This is a genomic window from Stenotrophomonas sp. TWI819 (assembly GCF_039673075.1).
In the GTDB taxonomy this organism is placed as follows: Bacteria; Pseudomonadota; Gammaproteobacteria; order Xanthomonadales; family Xanthomonadaceae; genus Stenotrophomonas; species Stenotrophomonas rhizophila_B.
On the sequence record NZ_JBDJKY010000015.1, the window covers coordinates 1 to 24,351 of the forward strand.

The 24,351-nt window shown below is 67.5% G+C and carries 21 protein-coding genes; 18 read left to right on the forward strand and 3 right to left on the reverse strand.

Annotated elements, in window-relative coordinates; translation table 11 throughout:
• Nucleotides 1-150: 150 nt before the first annotated feature.
• Complete coding sequence (locus ABE463_RS16535) at nt 151-771, reverse strand: TetR/AcrR family transcriptional regulator (protein ID WP_346468907.1); 621 nt, start codon at nt 769-771, stop codon at nt 151-153.
• Nucleotides 772-901: 130 nt separating this feature from the next.
• Here ABE463_RS16535 and ABE463_RS16540 point away from each other — a divergent pair, with 130 nt between their 5' ends.
• The 3 genes from ABE463_RS16540 to ABE463_RS16550 all read left to right on the forward strand — a co-directional run bounded on the left by ABE463_RS16540 (nt 902) and on the right by ABE463_RS16550 (nt 3,382).
• A complete protein-coding gene (locus ABE463_RS16540) occupies nt 902-1,948 on the forward strand; it encodes an MBL fold metallo-hydrolase (RefSeq protein ID WP_346468908.1) in 1,047 nt (348 codons plus the stop codon).
• A gap of 94 nt (nt 1,949-2,042) precedes the next feature.
• Nucleotides 2,043-2,774 carry a hypothetical protein gene (locus tag ABE463_RS16545; RefSeq protein WP_346468909.1) on the forward strand — a complete coding sequence of 244 codons (732 nt, stop codon included), beginning with the start codon at nt 2,043-2,045 and terminating at the stop codon, nt 2,772-2,774.
• A gap of 5 nt (nt 2,775-2,779) precedes the next feature.
• Nucleotides 2,780-3,382, forward strand: a complete 603-nt coding sequence (locus tag ABE463_RS16550) for an HAD family hydrolase (RefSeq protein WP_346468944.1) — start codon at nt 2,780-2,782, stop codon at nt 3,380-3,382.
• Nucleotides 3,383-3,670: 288 nt separating this feature from the next.
• Here the strand turns inward: ABE463_RS16550 and ABE463_RS16555 are convergent, their stop codons facing one another.
• Complete coding sequence (locus ABE463_RS16555; RefSeq protein WP_123730158.1) at nt 3,671-4,609, reverse strand: carbohydrate kinase family protein; 939 nt, start codon at nt 4,607-4,609, stop codon at nt 3,671-3,673.
• A gap of 275 nt (nt 4,610-4,884) precedes the next feature.
• Between ABE463_RS16555 and ABE463_RS16560 the strand changes: the two genes are divergently transcribed.
• From ABE463_RS16560 to ABE463_RS16600, 9 genes are all read left to right on the forward strand, one after another.
• Nucleotides 4,885-5,931 carry a rod shape-determining protein gene (locus tag ABE463_RS16560; protein ID WP_019186044.1) on the forward strand — a complete coding sequence of 349 codons (1,047 nt, stop codon included), beginning with the start codon at nt 4,885-4,887 and terminating at the stop codon, nt 5,929-5,931.
• Nucleotides 5,932-6,087: 156 nt separating this feature from the next.
• Entirely contained in the window at nt 6,088-7,206 is a 1,119-nt protein-coding gene (gene mreC, locus ABE463_RS16565; RefSeq protein WP_346468910.1) for a rod shape-determining protein MreC, read from the forward strand.
• Complete coding sequence (gene mreD, locus ABE463_RS16570; protein WP_019186042.1) at nt 7,203-7,688, forward strand: rod shape-determining protein MreD; 486 nt, start codon at nt 7,203-7,205, stop codon at nt 7,686-7,688. Before mreC ends, mreD begins: the two co-directional genes overlap by 4 nt.
• A gap of 1 nt (nt 7,689) precedes the next feature.
• Nucleotides 7,690-9,759: a penicillin-binding protein 2 gene (gene mrdA, locus ABE463_RS16575; protein WP_259259077.1), complete on the forward strand. Its 2,070-nt coding sequence runs from the start codon at nt 7,690-7,692 to the stop codon at nt 9,757-9,759.
• Entirely contained in the window at nt 9,756-10,868 is a 1,113-nt protein-coding gene (gene rodA, locus ABE463_RS16580) for a rod shape-determining protein RodA (protein ID WP_346468911.1), read from the forward strand. Before mrdA ends, rodA (ABE463_RS16580) begins: the two co-directional genes overlap by 4 nt.
• A 165-nt stretch (nt 10,869-11,033) precedes the next feature.
• Nucleotides 11,034-12,134 (forward strand): rod shape-determining protein RodA, encoded by a 1,101-nt coding sequence (gene rodA, locus ABE463_RS16585; protein WP_346468912.1) that lies wholly within the window; start codon nt 11,034-11,036, stop codon nt 12,132-12,134.
• A 600-nt stretch (nt 12,135-12,734) separates the two neighbouring features.
• Nucleotides 12,735-13,880, forward strand: a complete 1,146-nt coding sequence (gene mltB, locus ABE463_RS16590) for a lytic murein transglycosylase B (RefSeq protein WP_346468913.1) — start codon at nt 12,735-12,737, stop codon at nt 13,878-13,880.
• The gene (locus tag ABE463_RS16595) at nt 13,877-15,190 is read left to right on the forward strand and encodes a septal ring lytic transglycosylase RlpA family protein (RefSeq protein ID WP_346468914.1); all 1,314 of its coding nucleotides are present in this window, start codon (nt 13,877-13,879) and stop codon (nt 15,188-15,190) included. Before mltB ends, ABE463_RS16595 begins: the two co-directional genes overlap by 4 nt.
• 106 nt (nt 15,191-15,296) lie before the next feature.
• Nucleotides 15,297-16,511, forward strand: a complete 1,215-nt coding sequence (locus tag ABE463_RS16600) for a D-alanyl-D-alanine carboxypeptidase family protein (RefSeq protein ID WP_259259083.1) — start codon at nt 15,297-15,299, stop codon at nt 16,509-16,511.
• Between the two features lie 111 nt (nt 16,512-16,622).
• On the opposite strand, the gene ABE463_RS16605 is transcribed toward ABE463_RS16600, so the two are convergent.
• Nucleotides 16,623-17,687 carry a lipid A deacylase LpxR family protein gene (locus ABE463_RS16605; RefSeq protein WP_259259085.1) on the reverse strand — a complete coding sequence of 355 codons (1,065 nt, stop codon included), beginning with the start codon at nt 17,685-17,687 and terminating at the stop codon, nt 16,623-16,625.
• 193 nt (nt 17,688-17,880) lie between these two features.
• On the opposite strand from ABE463_RS16605, the gene ABE463_RS16610 reads away from it, so the two are divergent.
• The 6 genes from ABE463_RS16610 to ABE463_RS16635 all read left to right on the forward strand — a co-directional run bounded on the left by ABE463_RS16610 (nt 17,881) and on the right by ABE463_RS16635 (nt 24,349).
• Nucleotides 17,881-18,159 (forward strand): DUF493 family protein, encoded by a 279-nt coding sequence (locus ABE463_RS16610; protein WP_121041243.1) that lies wholly within the window; start codon nt 17,881-17,883, stop codon nt 18,157-18,159.
• Entirely contained in the window at nt 18,147-18,854 is a 708-nt protein-coding gene (gene lipB / locus ABE463_RS16615) for a lipoyl(octanoyl) transferase LipB (RefSeq protein ID WP_346468915.1), read from the forward strand. The genes ABE463_RS16610 and lipB overlap by 13 nt, the downstream gene beginning before the upstream one ends.
• Nucleotides 18,855-18,872: 18 nt before the next feature.
• Nucleotides 18,873-19,886 (forward strand): lipoyl synthase, encoded by a 1,014-nt coding sequence (lipA, locus tag ABE463_RS16620; protein WP_121039885.1) that lies wholly within the window; start codon nt 18,873-18,875, stop codon nt 19,884-19,886.
• A gap of 238 nt (nt 19,887-20,124) precedes the next feature.
• Nucleotides 20,125-22,302 carry a carboxy terminal-processing peptidase gene (locus tag ABE463_RS16625; RefSeq protein WP_123730170.1) on the forward strand — a complete coding sequence of 726 codons (2,178 nt, stop codon included), beginning with the start codon at nt 20,125-20,127 and terminating at the stop codon, nt 22,300-22,302.
• A 129-nt stretch (nt 22,303-22,431) separates the two neighbouring features.
• Nucleotides 22,432-23,052, forward strand: a complete 621-nt coding sequence (locus ABE463_RS16630) for a DUF2242 domain-containing protein (protein WP_346468916.1) — start codon at nt 22,432-22,434, stop codon at nt 23,050-23,052.
• Between the two features lie 22 nt (nt 23,053-23,074).
• The gene (locus ABE463_RS16635) at nt 23,075-24,349 is read left to right on the forward strand and encodes a hypothetical protein (protein WP_346468917.1); all 1,275 of its coding nucleotides are present in this window, start codon (nt 23,075-23,077) and stop codon (nt 24,347-24,349) included.
• Nucleotides 24,350-24,351 lie beyond the last annotated feature (2 nt).

Consider the following 24,351-nt stretch of genomic DNA (forward strand, 5'->3'; position numbering starts at 1 on the left):
CGCGATGCCCTTGTGGGCGAAATAAAGGAGGAGGGGGCGGCCGCAGGCCGACGCCGGGGGACATTCGCCGGCAAGGGCATCGCGACCCAGCGCCCTACCAACTAGGCGCCGCGACTGGATAAGGCATGCTTCTTTGCGTGGAAGCCTATGTCACACCGCGCGTACCGCCAGGAACATGTCCACGCAGTCGTGCATCACCTGCTGCTGCTGTGCCGGCGTGAGCGGTGGCTGGCCGAAGGTGATCTGCGGCCAGAACGCGAAGGCCTTCAGCATCGCCTGCAACTGGTGGGCCGCCTCGGCCGGCGGCATGTCCAGCCGCAGCCGCCCATCGGCCTGGGCGGCGCGGATCCAGCCGGTCAGGCCTTCTTCCTTCTCGGCAAGCTTGTCCATCATCGCGCGCGCCCGTTCGGGCGCGTGCACCAGCTCGGCCATCGCCACCCGGGACAGATCGATGAAGCCGGGGTCCTCCAGCAGGTGCATCTTGCGCGCCGCGAACAGCAACAGTTGATCGCGCAGCGGCCGTGCCGGGTCGTACGGCACGACAGCCAGTGCCTGGCTGGCCTCGAACAGTTGCCACAGGATGGCGGTAAACAGCTCGTCCTTGCTGGCGAAGTGGTTGTACACGGTGCGCTTGGATACCTCGGCCGTGGCCGCGATGCGGTCCATGCTGGTGCCCGCGAAACCGAATTCCCGGAACTCGGCCACCGCCGCTTGGAGGATGGCCGCGCGCTTGCGGTCGGTCAGGCGGCTGGGGCGGTCGGAAGTGCTCATGGGATTATTTTACACCGTTCAGTTTACTTTTCGGAAAAGGCAAGTACACTCGCCGGTGTACTTTCCAGGGCAAGCCCCGATGACGCGTCGCCTGCCTCGATTCCTCCTCCTTCTGACGGTGTTGATCGCCATGTCCATTGGCCTGTTGACCTGCGGTGCCCGCCCGGCTGCCGCCTATGACCAGTCGCCGCAGTTCGGCGACGGGCGCTTCCACAATCCCGTCGGCAAGAGCGCGCTCGGCTTCGTCGGCACGCTGGGTGTGATGTGGAAAATGCTGTTCGAAAAGCCCGCCGACGCCACTCCGCTGGCCCCGATTCCGGTGCAGGCGCTGAGCCGCCAGGCCCTGCTCGACGCGCCCGACGACAGCCTGTGGCGACTGGGTCACTCGACGATGCTGATGAAGCTGGACGGCCATTTCTGGCTGACCGACCCGGTCTTCGCCGAACGTGCCTCGCCGATGTCGTTCATGGGGCCCAAGCGGTTCCACGCACCGCCGTTGAGCATCGACGAACTGCCGCCCATCACCGGCGTGATCATCTCCCACGACCACTACGATCACCTCGATCACGATGCCATCCTCGCGCTCGCGCCCAAGGTGCAGCACTTCGTCACCGCGCTCGGCGTGGGCGACCGCTTGATCGGATGGGGCGTGCCTGCCGCGAAGGTCGTGCAGCTGGACTGGTGGCAGGACACCCGCGTGGAAGGCCTGAAAATCGTCGCGACCCCGGCCCAGCATTTCTCCGGCCGCACCCTCGCCGACGGCAACCGCACGCTGTGGGCGTCGTGGGTGATCGACACCGGTCGTACCCGGATCTTCTTCAGCGGCGACACCGGCTACTTCGACGGCTTTGCCCGCATCGGCGAGCGCTACGGCCCGTTCGACCTGACCATGATCGAGACCGGTGCCTACGATGCGCAGTGGCCGGATGTGCACATGCAACCCGAACAGAGCCTGCAGGCGCATCTGGACGTGCGTGGCAGGGTAATGATGCCGATCCACAACGGCACCTTCGATCTGGCCCTGCATCCGTGGACCGAACCGTTCGAGCGCATCACCGCGCTGGCGCAGGAACAGGGCGTGGCGCTGACCGCGCCGCACATGGGCGAACGTCTGGATATCCGGGCACCGGCGCCATCCACGCAGTGGTGGCGCGAAGGACAGCCGGCGACGAAGTGAGAGCGGCTGCGTGCGGCTCCGCACCGGCATGACGCGCTTGGCGATAAAGTAGGCTCAGGCGCCCGGCGCGTCATCGTCCAACACGGAGCACGCAATGAAACGACTGATCCTGGTAGCGGCCTGCGCCTTCGCGCTGGCGGCCTGCAGCAACCCCGAGGCCGAGCGCCAGGCGCAGGAAGCCGCCGCGGCCGCCGCCAAGGCGCAGCAGGAAGAGAAGGCCGAAGGCGTGGCCAAGCAGTACGACATGGCCGTCGCCTCGCAGGATTGGGAGCGCGCGCGCATCCACGGGGGTTCGCTGCTGGATCAGTACAAGGACACCGACGTGGCCGCCCGGATTGAACCGGGCTACGCCGAGGTCAAGGCCAAGGCCGACGCCGCGCGCGAGACGCGCCGTCTGCAGGCGCTGTGGCAGTACAACAAGATCCCGATCGGCACCAAGGGCATCCAGGCCTCCGCGCAGATCTACAGCAAGGAGCGCGTGGATGTAGACGGCAGTGGCGCCAAGCCGGTGCAGCTGGTGTTCCGCGACCATCCCGAGTGGAAGCGCCACGCCTATCTGGTGCTGCAGGCCGGGGATTTCCGCTGCCCGAAGTGCCAGGTCAAGGTGACCGTCGACGATGGCAAGCCGGTCTCGATGGCCGCCTGGCGTCCGGATACCGATGAAGCCATCGCGATGTTCATCACCGACCAGAAGGCGCTCTGGAATCTGGCGCGCAAGGCCAAGGTGATCAGCATCGAATTCCCGGTCAAGGCGGGCGGCACGCGCACGGCCGTGTTCGAAACCGGCGGCGTGGACGCCAGCCAGATGCCGCAGTGGTGGCAGTGAGCGGCCTGCCGGCGATCCGTCACTGGGTGTTCGACATGGACGGCACGCTGACCGTGGCCGTGCATGATTTCCAGCGCATCAAACGGGAACTTGCGATACCGCCGGATGACGACATCCTCAGCCACCTCGCCGCGCTCCCGGCCGAGGTGGCGGCGGCCAAGCACGACTGGCTGCTCGCGCACGAACGTACGCTCGCCGAGCAGGCGCAGGCGGCCCCCGGCGCAGTGGCCCTGGTACGCGCGCTGCATGCCGCGGGCTGCCGGCTGGGCATCCTCACCCGCAATGCGCGCGAACTCGCCCAGGTGACGCTGCAGGCGATCGGTGTGGGGGACATGTTCGCCCCCGATGACATCATCGGCCGCGACGAAGCCGAGCCCAAGCCATCACCGGCCGGGCTGCAGTACTTCGTTGACCGCTGGCAGGCCGTTCCCGCCCGGATGGTGATGGTCGGCGACCATCGCTTCGACCTGGAATGCGGCCGCGCCGCGGGCACCCGCACCCTGCTGGTCAACACCCCGGGCAACCCCTGGCCGGGCCTGGCCTGCTGGCACCTGGCCGATTGCGGGCAGGTGCAGGCGGCATGGGAAGGCAAGCAGATGTCGGCCTGACCGCGCCGAACAAGGGCCGCCGCGTGGTCTACCGCGGTGGACCCGGAAAGCAGCCAGGCATGGCCTGGCTCTACCCTCATCCCCCCGATCCCCGTCTGGTGGAGAGCCCCCTTGGTGTTCAAGGGGGCGCGCCAACGGCGCGGGGATGAGGTGGGATGCGCGGGACGGTTGCGCCGCAGGCGCAGTCGTCTCAAGGGGGCGCGCCAACGGCGCGGGGATGAGGTGGCATGCAATTGGGACCCGCGATTCGCTATGGCGAATCGTGGGCCGCGTTTGATCGCACTGCGATCAAACGGTCAACGCGTAACCAAACTGCTGCTTGAACTGCTCATTGAACTCATCGAACGTGAAGCGCTGGTTCTGGGTGCCCGGGTGCTCGACCTTCAGCGCGCCCATCAGGTTGCCCATGCGGCCGATGGTCAGCCAGTCGTAGCCCTTCTCGATGCCGTAGATCAGGCCGGCGCGGAACGCATCGCCACAGCCGGTCGGGTCCACCACGCGGCGCTCGTGCGCCGGCGGGATGTCATAGGTCTTTTCCGGGGTGTGGATGACCGCGCCCTTGGGGCCGCGCGTGGTGATGTAGGCCTTGACCCGGCTCACGATCGCCTTTTCATCCCAGCCGGTGCGCTCCTGCAGCAGGTTGGACTCGTAGTCGTTGACCACGACGTAGTCGGCCTGCTCGATGAAGGTGCGCAGCTCCGGGCCGTTGAACAGCGGCATGGCCTGGCCCGGGTCGAAGATGAACGGCACGCCGGCGTCGAAGAATTCCTGCGAGTTCTGGATCATGCCTTCGCGCCCGTCCGGGCCGACCAGGCCCAGGGTCACGCCGGGCACGTCTTTCACGTGGTTCTCGTAGGACCGCATCATCGCGCCCGGGTGGAAGGCGGTGATCTGGTTGTTGTCGTGATCGGTGGTGATGAACGCCTGCGGGGTGAACAGCTCATCGATCACCTTGACCCGGCTCAGGTCGATGCCCAGGCCCTGGAAGTATTCGCGGTACGGGCCGAAATCCGAACCCACGGTGCCCATCGGGATCGGCTCGCCACCCAGCAGGTACAGGTTGTAGGCGATGTTGCCGGCGCAACCGCCGAATTCACGACGCATCCGCGGCACCAGGAACGACACATTCAGGATGTGCACCTTGTCCGGCAGGATGTGATTCTTGAACTGGTCCGGGAACACCATGATGGTGTCGAAGGCAAGAGAACCACAGATCAAAGCGGACATCGAGTAAGGCCTATGCGGAAGGGGGTTTGAGGCCCGTTGGGCGGGCAACGAAACGGCGCCCTGCGGCGCCCTGCGGCGCAAAGGTTAACGGGTAGGGCGGCTTTGGGCCAGAACCCGGGCTGTCCGGATTGGCCTGAATGGCCGTGAAGGCTGGCGTTCGGCCAGATTTGTCCTTGCTCGCGCACAGGGGGATTGCTAGGCTTGTCGACCTCGAATTCTGCCCATTTTTTCGCCATCCCGCGTTGGGCGCGACACCCCTCAGGATCAACTCCCAGATGTTCAAGAAACTGCGTGGCATGTTCTCCAATGACCTGTCCATCGACCTGGGCACGGCCAACACCCTCATCTACGTGCGTGGGCAGGGGATCGTGCTGAACGAGCCGTCGGTCGTGGCCGTGCGCCAGGACCGTGCCATCGGTGGTACCCGTTCCGTGGCTGCCGTGGGCGCCGAGGCCAAGCAGATGCTCGGCCGTACCCCGGGGCACATCACCACCATCCGCCCGATGAAGGACGGCGTCATCGCCGACTTCACCTACACCGAGGCGATGCTCAAGCACTTCATCAAGAAGGTCCACAAGTCGCGCTTCCTGCGCCCGAGCCCGCGCGTGCTGGTCTGCGTGCCGGCCGGCTCGACCCAGGTCGAGCGCCGCGCCATCAAGGAATCGGCCGAGGAGGCCGGCGCGCGTGATGTGTTCCTGATCGAAGAGCCCATGGCCGCTGCGATCGGCGCCGGCATGCCGGTCACCGAAGCGCGCGGCTCGATGGTCATCGACATCGGCGGCGGCACCACCGAAGTGGCGGTGATCTCGCTCAACGGCATCGTCTACTCGGCCTCCGTGCGCATCGGCGGCGACCGTTTCGACGAGTCGATCACCAACTACGTGCGCCGCAACCACGGCATGCTGATCGGTGAAGCGACCGCCGAGCGGATCAAGGTCGAGCTGGGCTGCGCCTACCCGCAGGCGGAAGTGATCGAGATGGAAATCTCCGGCCGCAATCTCGCCGAGGGCGTGCCGAAGATGATCAAGATCAACTCCAATGAAGTGCTGGAAGCCCTGCACGAGCCGCTGTCGGGCATCGTCAGCGCGGTCAAGCTGGCGCTGGAGCAGACCCCGCCGGAACTGTGTGCCGACGTCGCCGAGCGCGGCATCGTGCTGACCGGTGGTGGCGCGCTGCTGCGTGACATGGACCGCCTGATCTCCGAGGAAACCGGCCTGCACGTGCAGGTGGCCGATGACCCGCTGACCTGTGTGGCCCGCGGTGGTGGTCGTGCGCTGGAGCTGGTGGACATGCACGGCAACGAGTTCTTTGCGCCGGAGTGAGCCGTACCGGCCGTGTATCGTAGACGCGCCTCTGCGGCGTGATGCCTCCGGCAAGCTTCGCTTGCCGGGCGTCACCTCGCCGGGGCGTTGTCGCATGCTGTTCCCGCTGCGCTCTTGTTCCGCGCGCTTCATCCACACTATTTCCAGTCGACGCCTGTGCCGCCTTACGCCGGTCCTCCCGTAGCCTCCCGTCAGGGCGATGCCGCCAGTCCGCTGCGCCTGCTCGCTTACCTGGCGTTGGCCATCACCCTGATCGTGCTGGATGACCAGGCCGGCTGGCTGTCGCGCCTGCGCGCGCAGGCCAACGTGCTGGTGCAGCCGGTATGGGCGCTGGCCGGCCTGCCGGGGCGCCTGGGCACGCAGGTCAAGGACAACGCCGCCAGCCATGGCCAGCTGGTCACCGAAAACCGCGAACTGCGCAATCAGCTGCTGATCGCCAATGCCCGGCTGACCCGCCTGCAGACCGCCGCGCTGGACAACGCCCAGCTGCGCGAGCTGCTCAACGTGGCCGAACGCAGCGGACTGGACGTACAGCTCGCCCCGATCCTGGATATCGACCTGGACCCGGTGCGCCAGCGCCTGGTACTGGCCGCCGGCACCCGCGATGGCGTGCATGTCGGCCAGGCGGTGATCGATGCCGGTGGCCTGATGGGCCAGGTGATCGCCACCACCGGCAACAGCGCGACGGTGCTGCTGCTCACCGACCCCGACCATGCCGTGCCCGTCACCGTTGCCCGTAATGGCGTGCGCCTGATTGTCTATGGTCGCGGCGACACCTTGGAGCTGCGCGACATTCCGCTCAGCGCCGGGGTGGAAGTGGGCGACGAGATCGTGACCTCCGGCCTGGGCGGGCGCTTCCCGGCCGGGTTCCCGGTCGGCAGCATCACCGCGCTGCGCCCGGATGACACCCATGCCTTCCTGGTCGGCGAGCTGAAGCCGGCCGCCCAGCTTGATCGCGGTCGCGACGTGTTGCTGCTGCGCCCGGGCGAGGCGATCCGCATTCCGCCGAACCTGCGTCGCGACGCGGGTGAAGCCAGTGGGCCGGCTGCTGCGCCGCTGCAGGACGGCGCGCCGGCAGGCACCGCAGCGCCGGCCAGTGCCGCCCCGGCGGGTTCATCCCCGGCCTCCACGGCACCTGCGACGGCGCCCGCCAATGCACCGCAGGCCAACCGGCCCGGTCCATCCGCGCCGGTGCCGGTGACTCCGCGTCGCCCCGCAGCCTCGCCTGCGCCCGCGCCTGAAGCCGGCGCCGCGCCGCCGGAGGAACAACGATGAGCCGCCTGCGCGACAAACCCTGGGTGCTGCCGGTGAGTCTGGTCGTGGCGCTGCTGCTCGGCCTGTTGCCGCTGCCGGCGCTGCTGCAGCCGCTGCGTCCGTACTGGCTGGCACTGGTGCTGGCCTACTGGGTGATCGAAACACCGGACCGGGTCGGGCTGGGCATCGCCTTCGCCAGCGGCGTGATCGCCGATCTGCTCTACGGCGGCGTGCTTGGCGAGCAGGCGCTGCGGCTGGTGATCCTGACCTTCATCCTGCAGCGCTTCCGGGCGCGGATCCGCTTCTTCCCGATGTCCCAGCAGATCCTGGCAATCGGCGGCCTGCTGTTCAACGACCGCATCGTCAGCGCGGTGGTGCACATCGTGGTCGGCGAGCCGACCCTGCCGTGGTCGTACTGGTGGGCCCCGCTGCTGGGCATGGCGCTGTGGCCGCTGGTGTTCGTGCTGCTGGACGCGCTGCGCTTCGGGCGACGCGGGCGCTGACATGTACATGCGCCGCCAGGCCAAGAATCCGCATGCCGAGGCAGAACAGTTCCGGCGCCGTGCCGCGCTGGGCTTCCTCGGTGTACTGGTATGCCTGTTCGGCCTGGGCGGCTGGTACTTCAAGCTGCAGGTGATGGACCACGACATCTACGCCACGCGCTCGGAGGCCAACCGGATCAAGCCGCGGCCGGTGGTGCCGGGGCGCGGGATGATCTACGACCGCAACGGCCGGCTGCTGGCCGAGAACGTACCGGCGTTCCGCCTGGACATCACCCCGGACAAGGTCAAGGACATGGACGCCACCCTGGCGGGCCTGTCGAAGATCCTCGCGCTCAGCCCGGAAGATATCGAGACCTTCAACAAGTCGCGCAAGGCGCGTCGCAGCTTCCTGCCGGTCACGCTCAAGCTGCGTGTCACCGATGAAGAGATGGCGCGCTTCGCGGTGGACCGCTGGCGCTTCCCGGGCGTGGAGCTGGAGCCGTACCTGACCCGTCGTTACCCGTACGGCGATCTGTTCGCGCACATCATCGGCTACGTCGGCCGGGTCGATGACAAGGACCTGGAGATGCTGGGCGAGGGCAATGCCGCGTTGACCCACATCGGCAAGTCCGGGCTGGAGCGCTATTACGAGCAGCAGCTGCGCGGCAAGGTCGGCTACGAGCAGGTCGAGACCAACGTGCAGGGCCGCGCGATCCGCACCATCGGCCGGGTCGCGGCGCAGTCGGGCAGCGATCTGCGGCTGTCCATCGATGCCGATCTGCAGCGCGCGATGGTCGCCGCCTTCGGCGAGTTCGAAGGCGCAGCGGTGGCGATGGACCCGCGCACCGGCGAAGTGCTGGCGATGGTCAGCCTGCCATCCTACGACCCCAACCTGTTCGTCAACGGCATCTCGCATGCCGATTTCAAGGCGCTCAACGACAACCCCTCGCGGCCGCAGTTCAACCGCCTGGTGCTGGGCGGCGTCGCGCCGGGTTCGACGATCAAGCCGCTGATCGGCCTGGCCGGCCTGGACAGCGGCGTGCGCAAGCCCGAAGACAAGATCCTGTCCACCGGCATGTTCTATCTGCCGGGCACTTCGCGTGGCTGGGGCGATGCCAACCGTGGCGGCCATGGCTGGACCGATCTGCGCAAGTCGATCACCCAGTCGGTGAATACGTATTACTACAAGCTCGCGCTGGACCTGGGCATCGATCGCTTCGACCACTACATGGGCTATTACGGGTTCGGTGCACCGACCGGGATCGACCTGACCGGCGAGATCGGCGGCATCCTGCCCTCGCCGGCAGCCAAGTACAAATCGCGCAAGGAACGCTGGTATCCCGGCGATACGGTCAACGTCAGCATCGGGCAGGGCGACTGGAAGGTCACCCCGCTGCAACTGGTGCATGGCGTGGCCGGCATCGCCGATGGTCAGCTGCGCCAGCCGCACCTGGTGATGCAGCAGCGCGCGGGATTCGATGCGGACTGGACCGCGACGCCGGCGGGCGAGAGCAAGCCGATCAGCCCCACGCCGAGCAACCTGCAGGCGGTGCGCGAGGGCATGATGGGCACCATGCAGCCCGGCGGCAGTGGCGCCCGGGCGGCTGCGGGTGCGCCTTACGTCATGGCCGGCAAGACCGGCACCGCGCAGGTGATCAGCCGTCGTGGTACCGCGGCGGTGAACCCGCGCAGCCTGCCGATGCACCTGCGCCACCGCGCCCTGTTCGTCGGCTTCGCGCCGGCCGACAATCCGGTCATCGCCGTGGCGATCGCGGTCGAAGGCGGCGGTTACGGTGGCTCTGCCGCCGCACCGATCGCACGCAAGATTTTCGATGCCTGGCTGCTGGGCAAGATGCCCGACGGCCTGGAACCGCTGGACAGCGAGCGCGGCACCACCGCGATCGGCATCACCGCGTTCGACGGCGGCGGTGCCACCGCGCGCGACGCGGGCGATGCCGCGGTGGCGGCACTGGAGCTGTTGCCGGTGGTGGTGGGTGTGCCTGCCGCGCCGGCGCCTTCCCCTGCGCCGGCGCCCGGTGCACCCGTGCCCAGTGCCACCCCGCCCCCGACCGCACCGGAGCGGCCACGATGAAGGTCTTCCTGCGCTGGTCGGTCGACATGGCCGTCCGCTTCAGCAGCTCGCTGGACTGGGTACTGTGCCTGGCGCTGGGCGCGCTGATGCTGATCGGCCTGGCGGTGCTCAAGAGTGCCGGCGGCGACGGGCTGGTGTTCGCCCAGGGTGCGCGTTTCGCGGTCGGCCTGGCCGCGATGTGGGTGATCTCGCGGGTGTCGATCCTGCGCATCCGCTCGGCCACGCCGTTGATCTACGCGATCTCGATGATTCCGCTGCTGGCCGTGTTCGTGCTCGGCACCGGCAAGTACGGCCGGCAGTGGCTGGATCTGAAGCTGTTCTACCTGCAGCCGGCCGAGCTGCTCAAGGTCAGCCTGCCGATGATGGTGGCCTGGTATCTGCATCGCATGCCGTTGCCGCCACGCTTCTCCACGGTGCTGACCAGCGCGGTGATCATCGGTGTGCCAACCGGGCTGGTGATGCTGCAGCCGGACTTCGGCACCGGCGTGCTGATCGCCGCCAGTGGTGCGTTCGTGCTGCTGCTGGCCGGCCTGCCGTGGTGGTGGGTCGGCGTGGCGGTCGGTGGTGTCGCCGCGGCCGCACCCGTGGCCTGGTTCTGGCTGCTGCGGCCGTATCAGAAGGACCGCATCATGATGTTCATGGACCCGGAGAGCGACGCGCTCGGCGCAGGCTGGAACATCATCCAGTCCAAGATCGCGATCGGCTCGGGTGGCCTGGATGGCAAGGGCTGGGGGCAGGGCTCGCAGTCGCACCTGAATTTCATTCCCGAGCAGACCACCGACTTCGCGTTCTCCGTGCTCAGCGAGGAGTTCGGGTGGATCGGTGTGGCCATCGTGCTGGCGCTGTACCTGGTGGTGATCGGGCGCTGCCTGTGGATCGCCTCGCAGTCGCGCGACTCTTATTCGCGGCTGCTGGCTGGCGCGACCGGGCTGGCGTTCTTCGTCTATGTGCTGGTCAACGGCGGCATGATCTCCGGCCTGCTGCCGGTGGTCGGCGTGCCGATGCCGCTGATCAGTTACGGCGGTACGTCAGCGGTGTCGCTGTTGGCCGGTTTCGGTCTGGTGATGGCAGTGCGTCGTCACAATCCGGTGCACGGCGGCTACGGCTGAGCGCGCGCGACGCGTACGCCGTGGCCTGGCGGTACGTATCGGCTAAGGATTGCTGCGCCCTTGCGTGTTACGGTCCTGCGCTCGCGCCGGCCCGTCTTGCGGGTCCGCTTTCTGTTCGCGTGTCGCCTCCTGCTGTGCGTCGCGTCATCCACAGGAGTCGTCCGCATGGTCGAACTACTGCAGCGCGCACGCGCCGTGTTCCATTTCTTTTTCCGCACGCTGGATCTGCCCCTGCTGGGCGCGCTGTGCCTGCTGATGGTGGCCGGGCTGGCCGTGTTGCACAGCGTGGACGGGCCCGTGCAGGCGCAGGCGATGCGCTACGGCGCCGGGCTTGCCGCGCTGTGGGGGCTGTCGCGGCTGCCGGTGGTGACGCTGCGCGCGTGGTCGCCCTGGATCTACACGCTGTCCTTGCTGCCGCTGCTGGCCGTGTATGTGGTCGGCACCGGCAAGTACGGCCAGCGCTGGTTGAACCTGGGCGTGTTCTACCTGCAGCCCTCCGAACTGCTCAAGCTCAGCCTGCCGATGATGATGGCCTGGTACCTGCACAAGCAGCCGTTGCCACCGCGGCCGCGTGCGGTGCTGACCGCGGCCGTGCTGATCGGCGGCCCGGCAGTGCTGATCCTGCTGCAGCCCAATCTCGGCACGGCGACGCTGGTCACCGCCAGCGGGGTATTCGCGCTGCTGCTGGCCGGCCTGCGCTGGTGGTGGATGGCCGTTGCGCTGGGGGGATTGTCGGTGGCCGCGCCGCTGGCGTGGTTCGGGCTGCTGCGGCAGTACCAGAAGGATCGCGTGCTGACCTTCCTGTATCCGGAGAACGATCCACTGGGCACCGGCTGGAACATCATCCAGTCCAAGATCGCGATCGGCTCGGGCGGCATGCACGGCAAAGGCTGGGGGCAGGGTACCCAGGCCACGCTGGATTTCCTGCCCGAGTACACCACGGACTTCGCGTTCTCCGTATTGGCCGAAGAGTTCGGCTGGGTCGGCGTGGCGGTGGTGCTCAGCCTGTTCCTGTTCGTGACCGCGCGCTGCCTGTGGATCGCCAGCCACTCGCGCTGCGGCTACTCGCGTCTGCTGGTGGGCACCACTGGCCTGGTGTTCTTCGTCTATGTGCTGGTCAACGGCGGCATGATTTCCGGCGTGCTGCCGGTCGTGGGCGTCCCGATGCCGCTGATCAGCTATGGCGGTACCTCGGCGGTATCGCTGCTGGCCAGTTTTGGACTGGTGATGGCGGCGCGGCAGCATCAGCCGGTGCATCCCACGTAAGCGATGGCGGCCGCGATTTGCGCGCGCACGCGACGCGGAAACGCTTTCAGGTGCAGGCACGGTCAAGGTCCTGCGATAAAAGTGAGAAGTGGCGCACAGATATGAAGTGACTTGATCTCGATCAATGGACATGTCGCAAACGGCCTGCACAATGGCGGCCCGCCAACAACGACGCGCTGAGCCAAGCATCGCGACGGGGAAGTCAGGCGGGGAGCAGTTGACCTCACAGGTAGAAAGGGCGAGGCGCGCGCTGGGGAGATGCGCGCCGCGCTGCTGCCGATCGGGTCCGGTTTGGCCGGTTGCGTCCACGGGGATGGGGGCGCAGCCGGCGGACCTCTTCGCACGTCGGCGGCGCCCGAAAAAGTGAGACCTGCGTCGTCTCCCAGCGCATCGCGCATGGATTGCGGCGGGACGCGCATCCGCGCGGAGATCAGACGCTGCGATCATCCAGCCCACCCTGGCCGTTGAGCAAACATGAATGGGGAACGGTGCGGCGCCTGTCTACACGTCGCCTTAACGGCCCCGCGAAAACTCGGGCAATCCGTTGAGATTCATGGTCTTAGGGGTTTTAATTCATCCATGACCTGCTAACCTGCCGCGATGATCCGACGCTCCCTGGCCTGCATGCTCACGCTCGGTTTGGTCGCTTGTGCGACCCAGCCGCAGACTCCTTCACCGTCGCCGCAGGCCTCGGGTGTTCCCGTTTCCCCGCCTCCCGGCAGCAAGGGCCCGGCTGAAGCCGCCCCCGAGGCCGCGGGTGCCAACGCAGCCCCGGTCGACCTGACCCCGGTCCCGTTCGAGGTGGCCCGCGCCAACTTCGTGCGCGATACCGCCGCCCGCTACGGCATTCCTGCCGGGCAGATCGAGGCGACCCTGGCCCAGGCGCAGATCCGCGACCCGATCATCGCGGCGATGTCGCGCCCGGCCGAGCGGGTCAAACCGTGGAACGAATACCGGCCGATGTTCATCAGCCAGGCGCGGATCGAGGGCGGCAAGAAGTTCCTCGCCCAGCATCGCGATGAACTGATGCGGGTGCAGCAGCGCACCGGTGTGCCGGCCGAGGTGATCGTGGCGATCATCGGCGTGGAAACCAGCTACGGCGGCAACACCGGCAGCTACCGGGTGCTCGATGCGCTGTACACGCTGGCCTTCAAGTACCCGCGCAGTGGCGATCCGGCCAAGCTCGAACGCGAAGTGCGCCGCGAGCTGTTCTTCCGCGACGAGCTGGCGCGCCTGTTCGCACTGACCCGCGACGAGAAGCTGGACATCACCGCGATCAAGGGCAGCTACGCCGGCGCGATGGGCATGGGCCAGTTCATGCCCTCCAGCTATCTGGACTATGCGGTGGACGGCAACGGCGATGGCCGTCGCGACCTGTTCAACAGCTATGACGACGTCTTCTCCTCGATCGCCAATTACTTCGTCAAGAAGGGCGGTTGGGTCCGCGGTGGCCCGGTCGCCGTGCCGGCCACGCTGCAGGCCGGTCGTGACGCGTTCAATCCGACCGAATGGGCGCCGACCTGGACCCTGTCCGAGCTGGCCCAGCGCGGTTACCAGCCCAGCGTGCCGGTCGCGGCCGACCTGACGGCCACGCCGATCACGCTGGAAGGCAGTACCGGCAAGCAGTACTGGCTGGGCTTCCAGAACTACTACGCCATTACCCGCTACAACCTCTCGAAAATGTATGCGATGGCCGTGTACCAGTTGTCCCAAGCCATCGCTGGACAGGAGTTGCCGCCGGCATGATCACGATCGCACGCCCCAGATGGCTGATCCCGGGTTGTTTGATACTGGCACTGGCCGCCTGCAGCAGTGCGCCGAAGAAACCCGGTGGCAGCACCGCCGGCAGCAGCAAGCCGTCCGGCGCAGTGGTGCAGGGCAAAGGCGGGCGTCCGGCGCATTGCCCTGAAGGCTCGCCTTACAAGGCCGCGTCCGAAGACCCGAGCACGCGCGGCGACTATCGCGCTGGCGGGCTGTACAAGCCGGGCGTGAATGACAGTACCCCGACCTACATTCCCAATGTGGCCTGCATCCCGGAGCCGGAGGTCGTGGACCTGCCGCGTTCGCCGGTCGGCAACAAATCGCCGTACGTGGTGCTGGGCAAGCAGTACCAGGTGATGGACAAGACGCGCGGGTATGCCGAAAAGGGCACCGCCTCGTACTACGGCGCCAAGTTCCATGGCCGCCTGACCTCCAACCGTGAGGTGTACGACATGTACGCCTTCACCGCCGCACACAAGACCCTGCCGTTGCCCAGCTTCGCCCGGGTGACCAACCTGGACAACGGCGAATCGGTGATCGTGCGGGTCAACGATCGTGGCCCGTTCCACGATGGCCGCGTGGTCGATCTCAGCTACGCCGCCGCGGTGCGCCTGGGTATCACCCAGCGCGGCACCGGCAACGTCGAAGTCCGCGCGCTGGCCCCGGGCGATGACAACCTGCTGGCCGACAAGCCCAGCCGCCGTGAGCGCCGGGACGTTGCCGCCGCTGCGGCCGCCGCGACCTCCACGGCCGCGGCGGCACGCAGCGCCAGCGACATGGATGCCCTGGTCGGCAAGCTGCCGGCTGCCACGGCGACCGCCGCCGCCAGACCGGCCGGCGAGCAGTACCGCTACCGCGTGGCCGACTCGGCCAAGCCGGGCAACGCCGACAATTTCGATCACTGGATGCGCGACAACGGCGTACGCGTGGCCACCGGCAAGCCGGCCACCACCCAGGCCGCCAGCATCAACACCGCCCCGGTGGCGGTGGCCGCATTGCCCGCCGCCGCCCCGGCGGCGCGCCCGGCACCGGCCCCCGGCGCGACGCTCTCCCAGCAGGTGCTCGGCAGCGTGCTGCTGCAGGTCGCCAGCTTCGCCAGCCGCGACAACGCCACCCGCGCGCTCGGCCAGTTGTCCTCGGCCGGTATCGCCGGGGCCAGCATCAGCGACATCGTCAGTGGCGGACGCACCCTGTGGCGCTTGCGCGTCCCGGCGCCCGACCATGCCAGTGCCTCGGAACTTGCCGGCCGGATTGCCGGTCTGGGCTTCGGGGCGCCGCAGATCGTGAAGGACTGAGCCTTCCATCGCACGCGGCACGCCAGCGCGTGCCGCCGCTCCTTGGGCCTACAATGCCCGTTATCCCTCATCCCCCCCTTGGCGCCCTCCAGGAGCTTGCTGTCCGATGAAATTCCGCTTTGCCGCCGCTGCCATGGCCACGACCCTGTTCGTGGGCATGGTCTCCGCCCAGACCCCCCTGCCGACCCCGGCACCGGCGCCTGCTCCCGCCGCCGCCCCGGCCACCGTCGCGACCCCGCCGGCGCCCAAGCCCAGCATTTCCAAGGCCTGGATCCTGATGGATTACGCCACCGGGCAGGTCCTGGCCGGTGAAAACGTGCACGAACAACTGGCCCCGGCCAGCATCACCAAGGTGATGACCTCGTACGTCGTGGCCGCCGAGGTCAAGAACGGCAAGGTCCGTACCGACGACCAGGTGATGATGAGCGAGCGCGCCTGGCGCGAAGGCGGTGCGGGCACCGACGGCAGCTACAGCGGCTTCCCGGTCAACCAGACCGCGCGTCTGGAAGACATGGAAAAGGGCATGGCGATCCAGTCCGGCAACGATGCCGCGATCGCCCTGGCCGAGCACGTCGCCGGCAGCGAAGAAGCCTTCGCCTCGCTGATGAACAGCTACGCCGCCAAGATCGGCATGAAGGACTCCCACTTCGTCAACGCCCATGGTCTGAGCGCGCCGGGCCACCACACCACCGCCTACGATCTGGCCCTGCTGGGCCGTGCGATGGTGCGTGACTACCCGGAAACCTACGCCTACAACAAGGTGAAGGAATTCACCGTGGGCAGCATCACCCAGCCCAACCGCAACCTGCTGCTGTGGCGCGACCAGAGCGTGGACGGCATCAAGACCGGTCACACCTCCGAAGCCGGCTATTGCCTGATGAGCTCGGCCCAGCGGGGTGACCAGCGCCTGGTGGCCGTGGTCCTGGGGGGCGGCTCGGAAAAGCAGCGCGCCGATGACAGCCTGGCCCTGCTCAACTGGGGCTTCCGCTTCTTCGAAACCCACCGCATGTACGAGCCGGGCAAGGTCGTGGCCGAGCACAAGGTGTGGAAGGGCAAGACCGCCACGCTGCAGCTGGGCGTGGCCCAGCCGATGCTGGTCAGCGTCCCGCGCGGCCGTTACAACGATCTCAAGCCGAGCATCGATGTGCCCAAGACCCTCGAAGCCCCCTTCACCGCTGGCCAGCAGGTCGGCACCCTGAAGGTGATGCTGGACAACCAGGTCGTCGCCCAGGCGCCGCTGGTGGCCGTGGCCGCCGTGGAAGAAGCCGGCTTCTTCAAGCGCTTGTGGGACAGCTTCTGGATGTGGTGGGAATCGGAGTAATCCGATTCGACCGCACTGAAAAAAAGACCGGCGAAAGCCGGTCTTTTTTTGCGCGTCCCTTCCGGCTGCCCGGCAGTGCCGGCCGCTGGCCGGCTTCTGGTCCGGGCGCCGTTACAGCGAGCGGCTGATGGTAAAGCTGCCGAACACCGGCGCCTCGCGCTGCCCATCGAACTCGCGCGTGCTGTGGTACCGCGCCAGCGCGAACTTCCAGCGTCCGCGCATCACCGCCAGCCCATAACCGGCCTGGGCCACCACAGGGCGCTTGTCCACACGGTGGCTGTTGCGGAACGTATTGCCGTCCAGCGTGATATCGCGGATCACCCAGGCCGCATCCGTGGTCCCGAACAGATGCCACGACCACCCGCTCGGCTTGCCGCCGCGCGTCGGCGCCGTGTTCTCACCGGCGGGGCGCAGCGGGGTACTGCCGAAATCGTCCGGCAGCTTCCAGCCGAAGCGCACCTCGCCACCGGCGTTGACGTGCGTGGCCAGGTTGCCCACCGCGCCGCCGTAATGGCTGATCGCATCCCAGCCCCAGCCGCCCAGGTTCTCGCTGGCATCGGCCGGCCAACGGCGCATCCGCTCATGCGTCAGCATGAACACCGGTTCGTTGTGCAGCTGGTTGTCCCAGCCCTGGAACTTCTCGTCGCCCAGCAGCTCGTGCACCGCGTTCTGCACCTCCTCGCCGAGCGCCCACGGCCCCACCACGCCCACCGCCAGCTGCGTCGTCTGCAGGCGGTCGCCGCGGCGCGCGTTGTACCCGAAGCTGGCGATCAGCACGCCCGCATACGGGCGATCGTCCTCGATCAGGTCCTTCCGGGTGAAATCGGTCGGGGTGAAAATGCCCTGGGCCAGGCTGAAGATCATGTTCTGCTGCTCGAACTCGCCCGGGTGCAGCCGCTCCAGATGGCTGTTGACCCAGCGTGCCAGGCGCGGCAGGCAGGGATCGTCGGTGTAATCGACCAGATTTGGCGAGACCAGGGTGATCTGGGCGCCATTGGTATAGCCCTGATCCTGGTCCTTGCCGCCGAACAGATCGTTGTCGACGCGGAAGTTGACCTGGGGCGGATGCTCGCGCATCGCATCGGGCCCGCATTGAGTCGCGGCATGGGCGGCAGGGGCGGCCAAGGCCAGGAGACCGGCAAGGGCGGCCGGCAGCGCGAAGGGCTTCAGGGACATGGGATACCAGACGAGGATTTATGCTTTCTTAAGCCGATACAGCGTAGTCAGAGCGTGATGTCGTGAACAGCGCTGCGCACGCACTGCTGCGTTTTAAACACGATGCGGGTGTTTTCACGGACCGTTGGGCGCCAGTGTGCGCACGATCAAGCAGCGCTTGGGTTCGGGCGCAGGCATCCCCATAATCCCGGTCATGGAGATCAAGTCTGACAACCCCGACCACGGCTTCCAGTTCCCCGGCCAGTTCGAACTCAGCGCCATGGGCGCGGCCGGCAACGACCTGGAACGCGAACTGCCGCGCCTGCTCGAGCTCGCCGGCCTGGAAGTACTGACCGAGCGGGTCAGCTGGAAACACTCGTCCAACGGCAAGTACGTGTCCGTGCGACTGGTGTTCAAGGCCGACAACCGCGAACAGTACGATGCCGCCCACAACGCGCTGCGCGACCACCCGGAAGTGAAGTGGACGCTGTAGCCAGCTGCGCCACTGCCGCGGCCCCGGGCGACCGGGCGCCGCAACCGGCCATCGTGCGTGACCTCGGCCGCCAGCCCTATGCCCCGGTGTGGCATGCCATGCAGCGCTTCACCGATGCCCGGACCGAACACACGCCGGACGAGCTGTGGGTGGTCGAGCACGACCCGGTGTTCACCCTGGGCCAGGCCGGCAAGGACGAGCACGTGCTCGCCCCCGGCGATATTCCCGTGCTGCATGTCGACCGTGGCGGCCAGGTGACGTATCACGGCCCCGGCCAGATCGTGATCTACCCACTGCTGCAGCTGCGGCGGCTGGGGATCGGCGTGCGCGACTACGTGTGCCGGATCGAACAGGCCCTCATCGACACCCTGGGCGACTGGAACATCGGCGCCGAGCGCCTGGATGGCGCGCCCGGGGTCTACGTGGGCGGGGCCAAGGTGGCCGCGCTCGGCATCCGCGTCCGCCGCGGCTGCACCTTCCATGGCCTGGCCTTCAATGTGGCCATGGACCTGGAACCGTTCCGCCGGATCAACCCCTGTGGCTATCAAGGGCTGCAGGTGACCTCGGTGGTAGACTTGGGGGGACCGTCCGGCATGGCGGCCGTCACGCCGGTGCTGCTGGGCCATCTGGCCCGCCAGTTCGGCCTGGCCCTCGAGCCGGCCGCTGAACTACCCGATTTGACTGACGCGGCATGAACGCCGCCGACCAAGGCCATGACTGAAACCACCGCTCGCCTCATTCCCCTGCAGGTCGTGCAGGGCGACACGCCGTCCGCCGCCCCGTTGCAGACGGGCGTCAAACAGATCGGCGGTGACAAGATCGGCCGCTCGCCGGTGCAGTTCGCCGACGTGCCGGTGCTGCGCAAGCCGTCGTGGATCCGCGTGCGGATTCCCTCCGGCAACGCCGTGCAGAACCTCAAGGCCAAGCTGCGCGAGAACCGCCTGGTCACGGTCTGCGAGGAAGCCAGCTGCCCCAACATCCACGAGTGCTTCAGCCACGGCACCGCGACCTTCATGATCCTCGGCGAGGTCTGCACCCGCCGTTGCTCGTTCTGCGACGTCGCCCACGGCCGGCCCAAGCCGCCGGACGCCAATGAACCGGCCAGCCTGTCCCAGACCGTGGCCGACATGGGCCTGAAGTACGTGGTGGTGACCAGCGTGGATCGTGACGACCTGCGCGACGGCGGTGCCCAGCACTTCGCCGACTGCATCGGTGCCATCCGTGCCAAGTCGCCCAAGACCAAGATCGAAGTGCTGACCCCGGATTTCCGTGGCAAGGGCCGTATGGAGCGCGCGCTGGAGATCCTGGCGACCAACCCGCCGGATGTGTTCAACCACAACATCGAAACCGTGCCGGACCTGTACCGCAATGTGCGCCCGGGCGCGGACTACCAGTGGTCGCTGACCCTGCTCAAGAAGTTCAAGGCCCAGCATCCGGAGATCGCCACCAAGTCCGGCATCATGCTCGGCCTGGGCGAGACCCTGGAGCAGGTCCAGGCCACGTTGCGTGACCTGCGCGAGCACGACGTGGACATGATCACGATCGGCCAGTACCTGCAGCCGACCGCGCATCACCACCCGGTGCTGCGTTACTGGACCCCCGAGGAATACAAGGCACTGGAGGAGTACGGCAATGCGCTGGGCTTCAGCCACGTCGCCTCCGGTCCGATGGTGCGCTCGTCCTACCACGCCGATCGACAGGCGGCCGACGCCGGCGTCGCCGGTTGATCCCACGGGCCCTTCGGGGCCCGTTCTGCCAATCCCACACGTCTTTCCCCGGCCGCGGCCCTGAACCGCGGATGGCCGCAGTCCTGTGCCTGCCTGCTGATCCCGCCGGTATTCACAAATTTCTCCAACGGCCTCGGTAGGCTGAAGGCCCCGGTGACAAACGCGGCAACTTTCGGCACTGTCGTGGTGTCTGTAATGCACGCAGTCTCTCCCTTGGCAAGGTGCCACGAGCTAGTCCATGAAATTCAAAGCCCCCGCATTCCTGATGGCCCTGGCGCTCACCGCGCCGATGGCACTGGCCGCCTACGCCGATTCGCCCGCGCTGCCTTCGGCTGCCACGGCCGACCAGGTGACCACCTCCAAGCTGGTCTACGGACTGCTTTCGGACAGCCGATACGCCTACCGGCCGCGTGCACTCGATGCCGCGACCTCCAAGGACGTCTTCAAGCGCTACCTGGAGTCGCTCGACAGCAGCAAGCAGTTCTTCACCCAGGCCGACATCACCCGCTTCGCCCCGTTCGAGGCCAACATCGCCACCGCCATCCGCGGCGGCGAGCTGGAGCCGGCGTTCCAGGTATTCGCGGTCTACAAGCAGCGCGTCGGTGAGCGTGTCGGCTATGCACGCAAGCTGCTCAAGACCGATTTCGATTTCAGCACCGATGAGAAGTTCGAGTACGACCGCAAGGACGTGCCGTGGGCCGCGAGCAGCGCCGAGCTGGACGATCTGTGGCGCAAGTCGGTCAAGAACGATTGGCTGCGCCTGAAGCTGGCCGGCAAGCAGCCGGCCGAGATCCGCAAGACGCTGGACAAGCGTTACGCCACGCTGGAAAAGTCGGTCAATGAGCTCAAGGGCGAGGACGTGTTCCAGTTCTTCCTCAACGCCTACACCAGCGCGGTGGACCCGCACACCGATTACTTCACTCCGCGCACCGCCGAGAACTTCAACCAGGCGATGTCGCTGTCGCTGGAAGGCATCGGCGCGCAGCTGCAGCGCCAGGACGACATGGTGGTGATCCGCGAGGTCATCGCCGGTGGTCCGGCCGCCGTCAACGGCACGTTGAAGCCGGGCGACCGCATCGTCGGCGTGGGCCAGGGCAAGTCCGGTCCGCTGGAAGACGTGATCGGCTGGCGCATCGATGATGTGGTGGCCAAGATCCGCGGCAAGAGCGATACCCAGGTCCGCCTGGAATTCATTCCGGCCGAAGAGGGCGTCGACGGCAAGCACCACACCCTGGTGCTGACCCGCCAGAAGGTGCGTCTGGCCGAACAGGCCGCCAAGGGCGAGACCCTGACCATCCCGGCCAAGGACGGGGAGCCGGCGCGCAAGGTCGGCGTGATCAAGTTGCCGACCTTCTACCAGGATTTCGAAGGCCGCCGCCGCAACGCCGCCGACTACGCCTCTGCGACCCGTGACGTGGCCAAGCTGCTGGCCGGCTTCAAGGCCGACAAGCTCGATGGCGTGGTGCTGGATCTGCGCAACAACGGCGGTGGTTCGCTGGATGAAGCCATTGAGCTGACCGGTCTGTTCATCGAACAGGGCCCGGTGGTCCAGGTGCGCGAGTCCGGTGGCCGCGTCACCGTCAACAGTGACCGCAGCGAAGTGGTGGCGTGGGACGGCCCGCTGGCCGTGCTGATCAACCGTGGCTCGGCCTCGGCCTCGGAAATCTTCGCCGGCGCCATCCAGGATTACGGCCGTGGCCTGGTGATCGGTGAGACCACCTTCGGCAAGGGCACGGTGCAGAACATCGTCGACCTCGACCGTTGGCCGAGTGGCGAGACCCAGCGCTTCGGCCAGGTCAAGCTGACCATCGCCCAGTTCTTCCGCGTCAGCGGCAGCAGCACCCAGCACAAGGGCGTGGTCCCGGATCTGGCCTTCCCGGCCAGCGTGGACGCCAGCGAGTACGGTGAAAGCACCTACGACAACGCCCTGCCGTGGACCCGCATCGCCGCCGTGCCGCACACCCAGTACGGCAACTTCGGCCCGCTGCTGCCCAAGCTGGAAAGCCGCCACGACACGCGTATTGCTGCCGACAAGGAGTTCCAGTGGTGGAACGAGGACGTCGAACAGTTCCGCGCCGAAAAGGCCAAGAAGTACATCTCGCTCAACGAGGCCGAGCGCCGCGCCGAGCGTGAGAAGCAGGACAAGCAGCGCACTGACCGCCAGGCCATCCGCAAGGAACTGGGTCTGGATCTGGATCCGCTGGCCGATGACAGCAACGACGACGGCCTGACCGGCAACGAGCGCGACATCGTCAAGGATGCCGCCCGCGAGAAGGCCGCCGAGAAGCGTCCGGATCCGCTGCTGCGTGAATCGGCCGCGATCCTCGCCGATGCGGTGAATCTGCTGGAGACCGACCGCCCGCTGTCGGCCCAGGTGCTGCCGCAGTCGACGGCGGTGGGCCGCTGGGCGGACTGACCGCCCCGCAGCCGCCGGCTGAACGGATGACAACTCCACAGGCCGCCCTTCGGGGCGGCCTGTGCGTATCCACCTCCCGCCAACGCACGGAGGTCTATCCTTGGAGGCTGGATTTCCGCAGGAGCGGCCATGCGCTTTCGTCGTGTACGTTCGATCCCGCTGCTGGCGGTGGTCGCCGCCTTGACTGCCTGTGGCGGCCGCGCCGCTGACAGCACCCTGATCCGCGAGTCGTTCGACTCCGGGGATACCTACTCGCGTACCGTGCCCGGCGCACCGGGCCAGGCCTGCGAAGCCGCGCGCCGCACCCTGCTCAGCCAGGGCTACGCGATTGCCCGTGCCGGCGATGATGCGGTGGAAGGCAACAAGAATTTCCAGCCCAAGGACGACGAGCACGAGCAACTGGTGCTGCGCATCTCCTGCGCGCCGCGCGGGGACCAGGCACTGGTGTTCGTCAGCGCGGTGCAGGACCGCTACGCCCTGAAGAAGAGCCCGACCTCGGCCAGTGTCGGCGTGGGGGCGCTCGGCTCGGTGTCGCTGCCGTTTGGCAGCAATGACGACTCGCTGGTGAAGGTGGCCAGCAGCACGGTGCAGGATGCGAGCTTCTACCGTCGCTTCTTCGAACGCCTGCAGCAGTATCTGCCGGCCGCTTCAGTGCCCGAGCCTGCGCCAGCGGCGGCACCGGCACCTGCCGCTGCGGTCGAGGCGACGCCTGCCACGGTGGTGAGCGATACCCCGGCTTCCCTGCACTGAGCGGGCGGCGGTGCGGCAGGTCATGGCAGCAGGATCGCGGCGCTGGCGCCGCCATGCGCTCGCGGCCCTGCTGGGGCTCATCCCGGCCGGCAGCGCGTGGAGCGCGTCGTCCTGTGCGCAGGGCGTGCTGGAGGAGCTTGGCTGGCAGATCGCTGCAGCCGACATCGACGCCCCCAAGGTGCACGGTGGTCCGGTCTGCGAACGCGCCGATCTGCGCCAGGCACAGAGCGCCGGCGACCTGCGTGTGCAGCTGCCGCGCCAGTGGTCGGCGGCGCAGCGGCAGGCCTGGCTGCCCACGTTGTTCGATGACCCGGCCACCGTATGTGCGTACGCCTTTCAGCTTGGCGCCGCCACGCGCCGCGCGACGACCGCGCTGCAGGACAACGAGGGGTTCCGCTTCTCGGCACTGCAGCTGGGCTGGATCGGTTTCGGTGCCGGCGGCGCGCAGGCCAAGGGCTGGGAGCGCTTCCGCAGCTTCGGCCGCGGCTATCAGCCGGCCGAGGCCAACAGCGCGGCGCTGCAGACCTTCTATGAGGGGCGCGTGCGGGCCGAATGCGGGGTCGGCCGCCAGGTCGCGCAACTGGCGACCCAGCGCGAGCTGTACGGCGATACCGCGTTCGATCGCGAGTTCTCGGCCGATGAGCTCTCCATCGGCACCTTCCTGACCCTGCACGAGACCGACAGCATCCTGCTCGGCCGGCACGCCGGTGAGTTTCTGGCCGACGGCAAGGCGAAGAAGACCGCCCTGCGCGGGCGGCAGGCGTTCGTCGGCACGCCCGGCTTCATCGAGCACGTGTTCGAGCAAAAGTACCTGGACGACATCAACAACCAGGCCGAGAACTTCGTGGTGGTGGATGTCAGCGATGCCGCGGCACGCGCGCTGCGCGAGCACGCGGGCTTTGACTACTACGACCAGATCAACCGGCGTATCTGGGCGCTGGCCCAGCGCATGCCGGGCCCGGGGCCGCGCCGGTTCGAGCGGCTGCTGATCGAGCGCGACCCGATCTGGCGGCGCGAGGTACCGGCCGAGCAGCAACCGCTGCTGAAGGAACTGGATGCCTTGCTGGACGATCCGTTCTACCAGGGGTTCCTGATTTACGTGCATCCTCGGGGTATACGTCCTATCGGGTATCACATCGCCCGCCTGCTTGATCGCAATCCGCGGACACCGTTCGCGATCGAACTGGGGCTGCACAACCTGCATACCACGCTGTATCGGCGCTGGATCGACGCACGCCTTCGCCAGTGCGATTCCCCGCCGACAGCCTTCCTGCAAGACAACACGACAACGGAATAGAG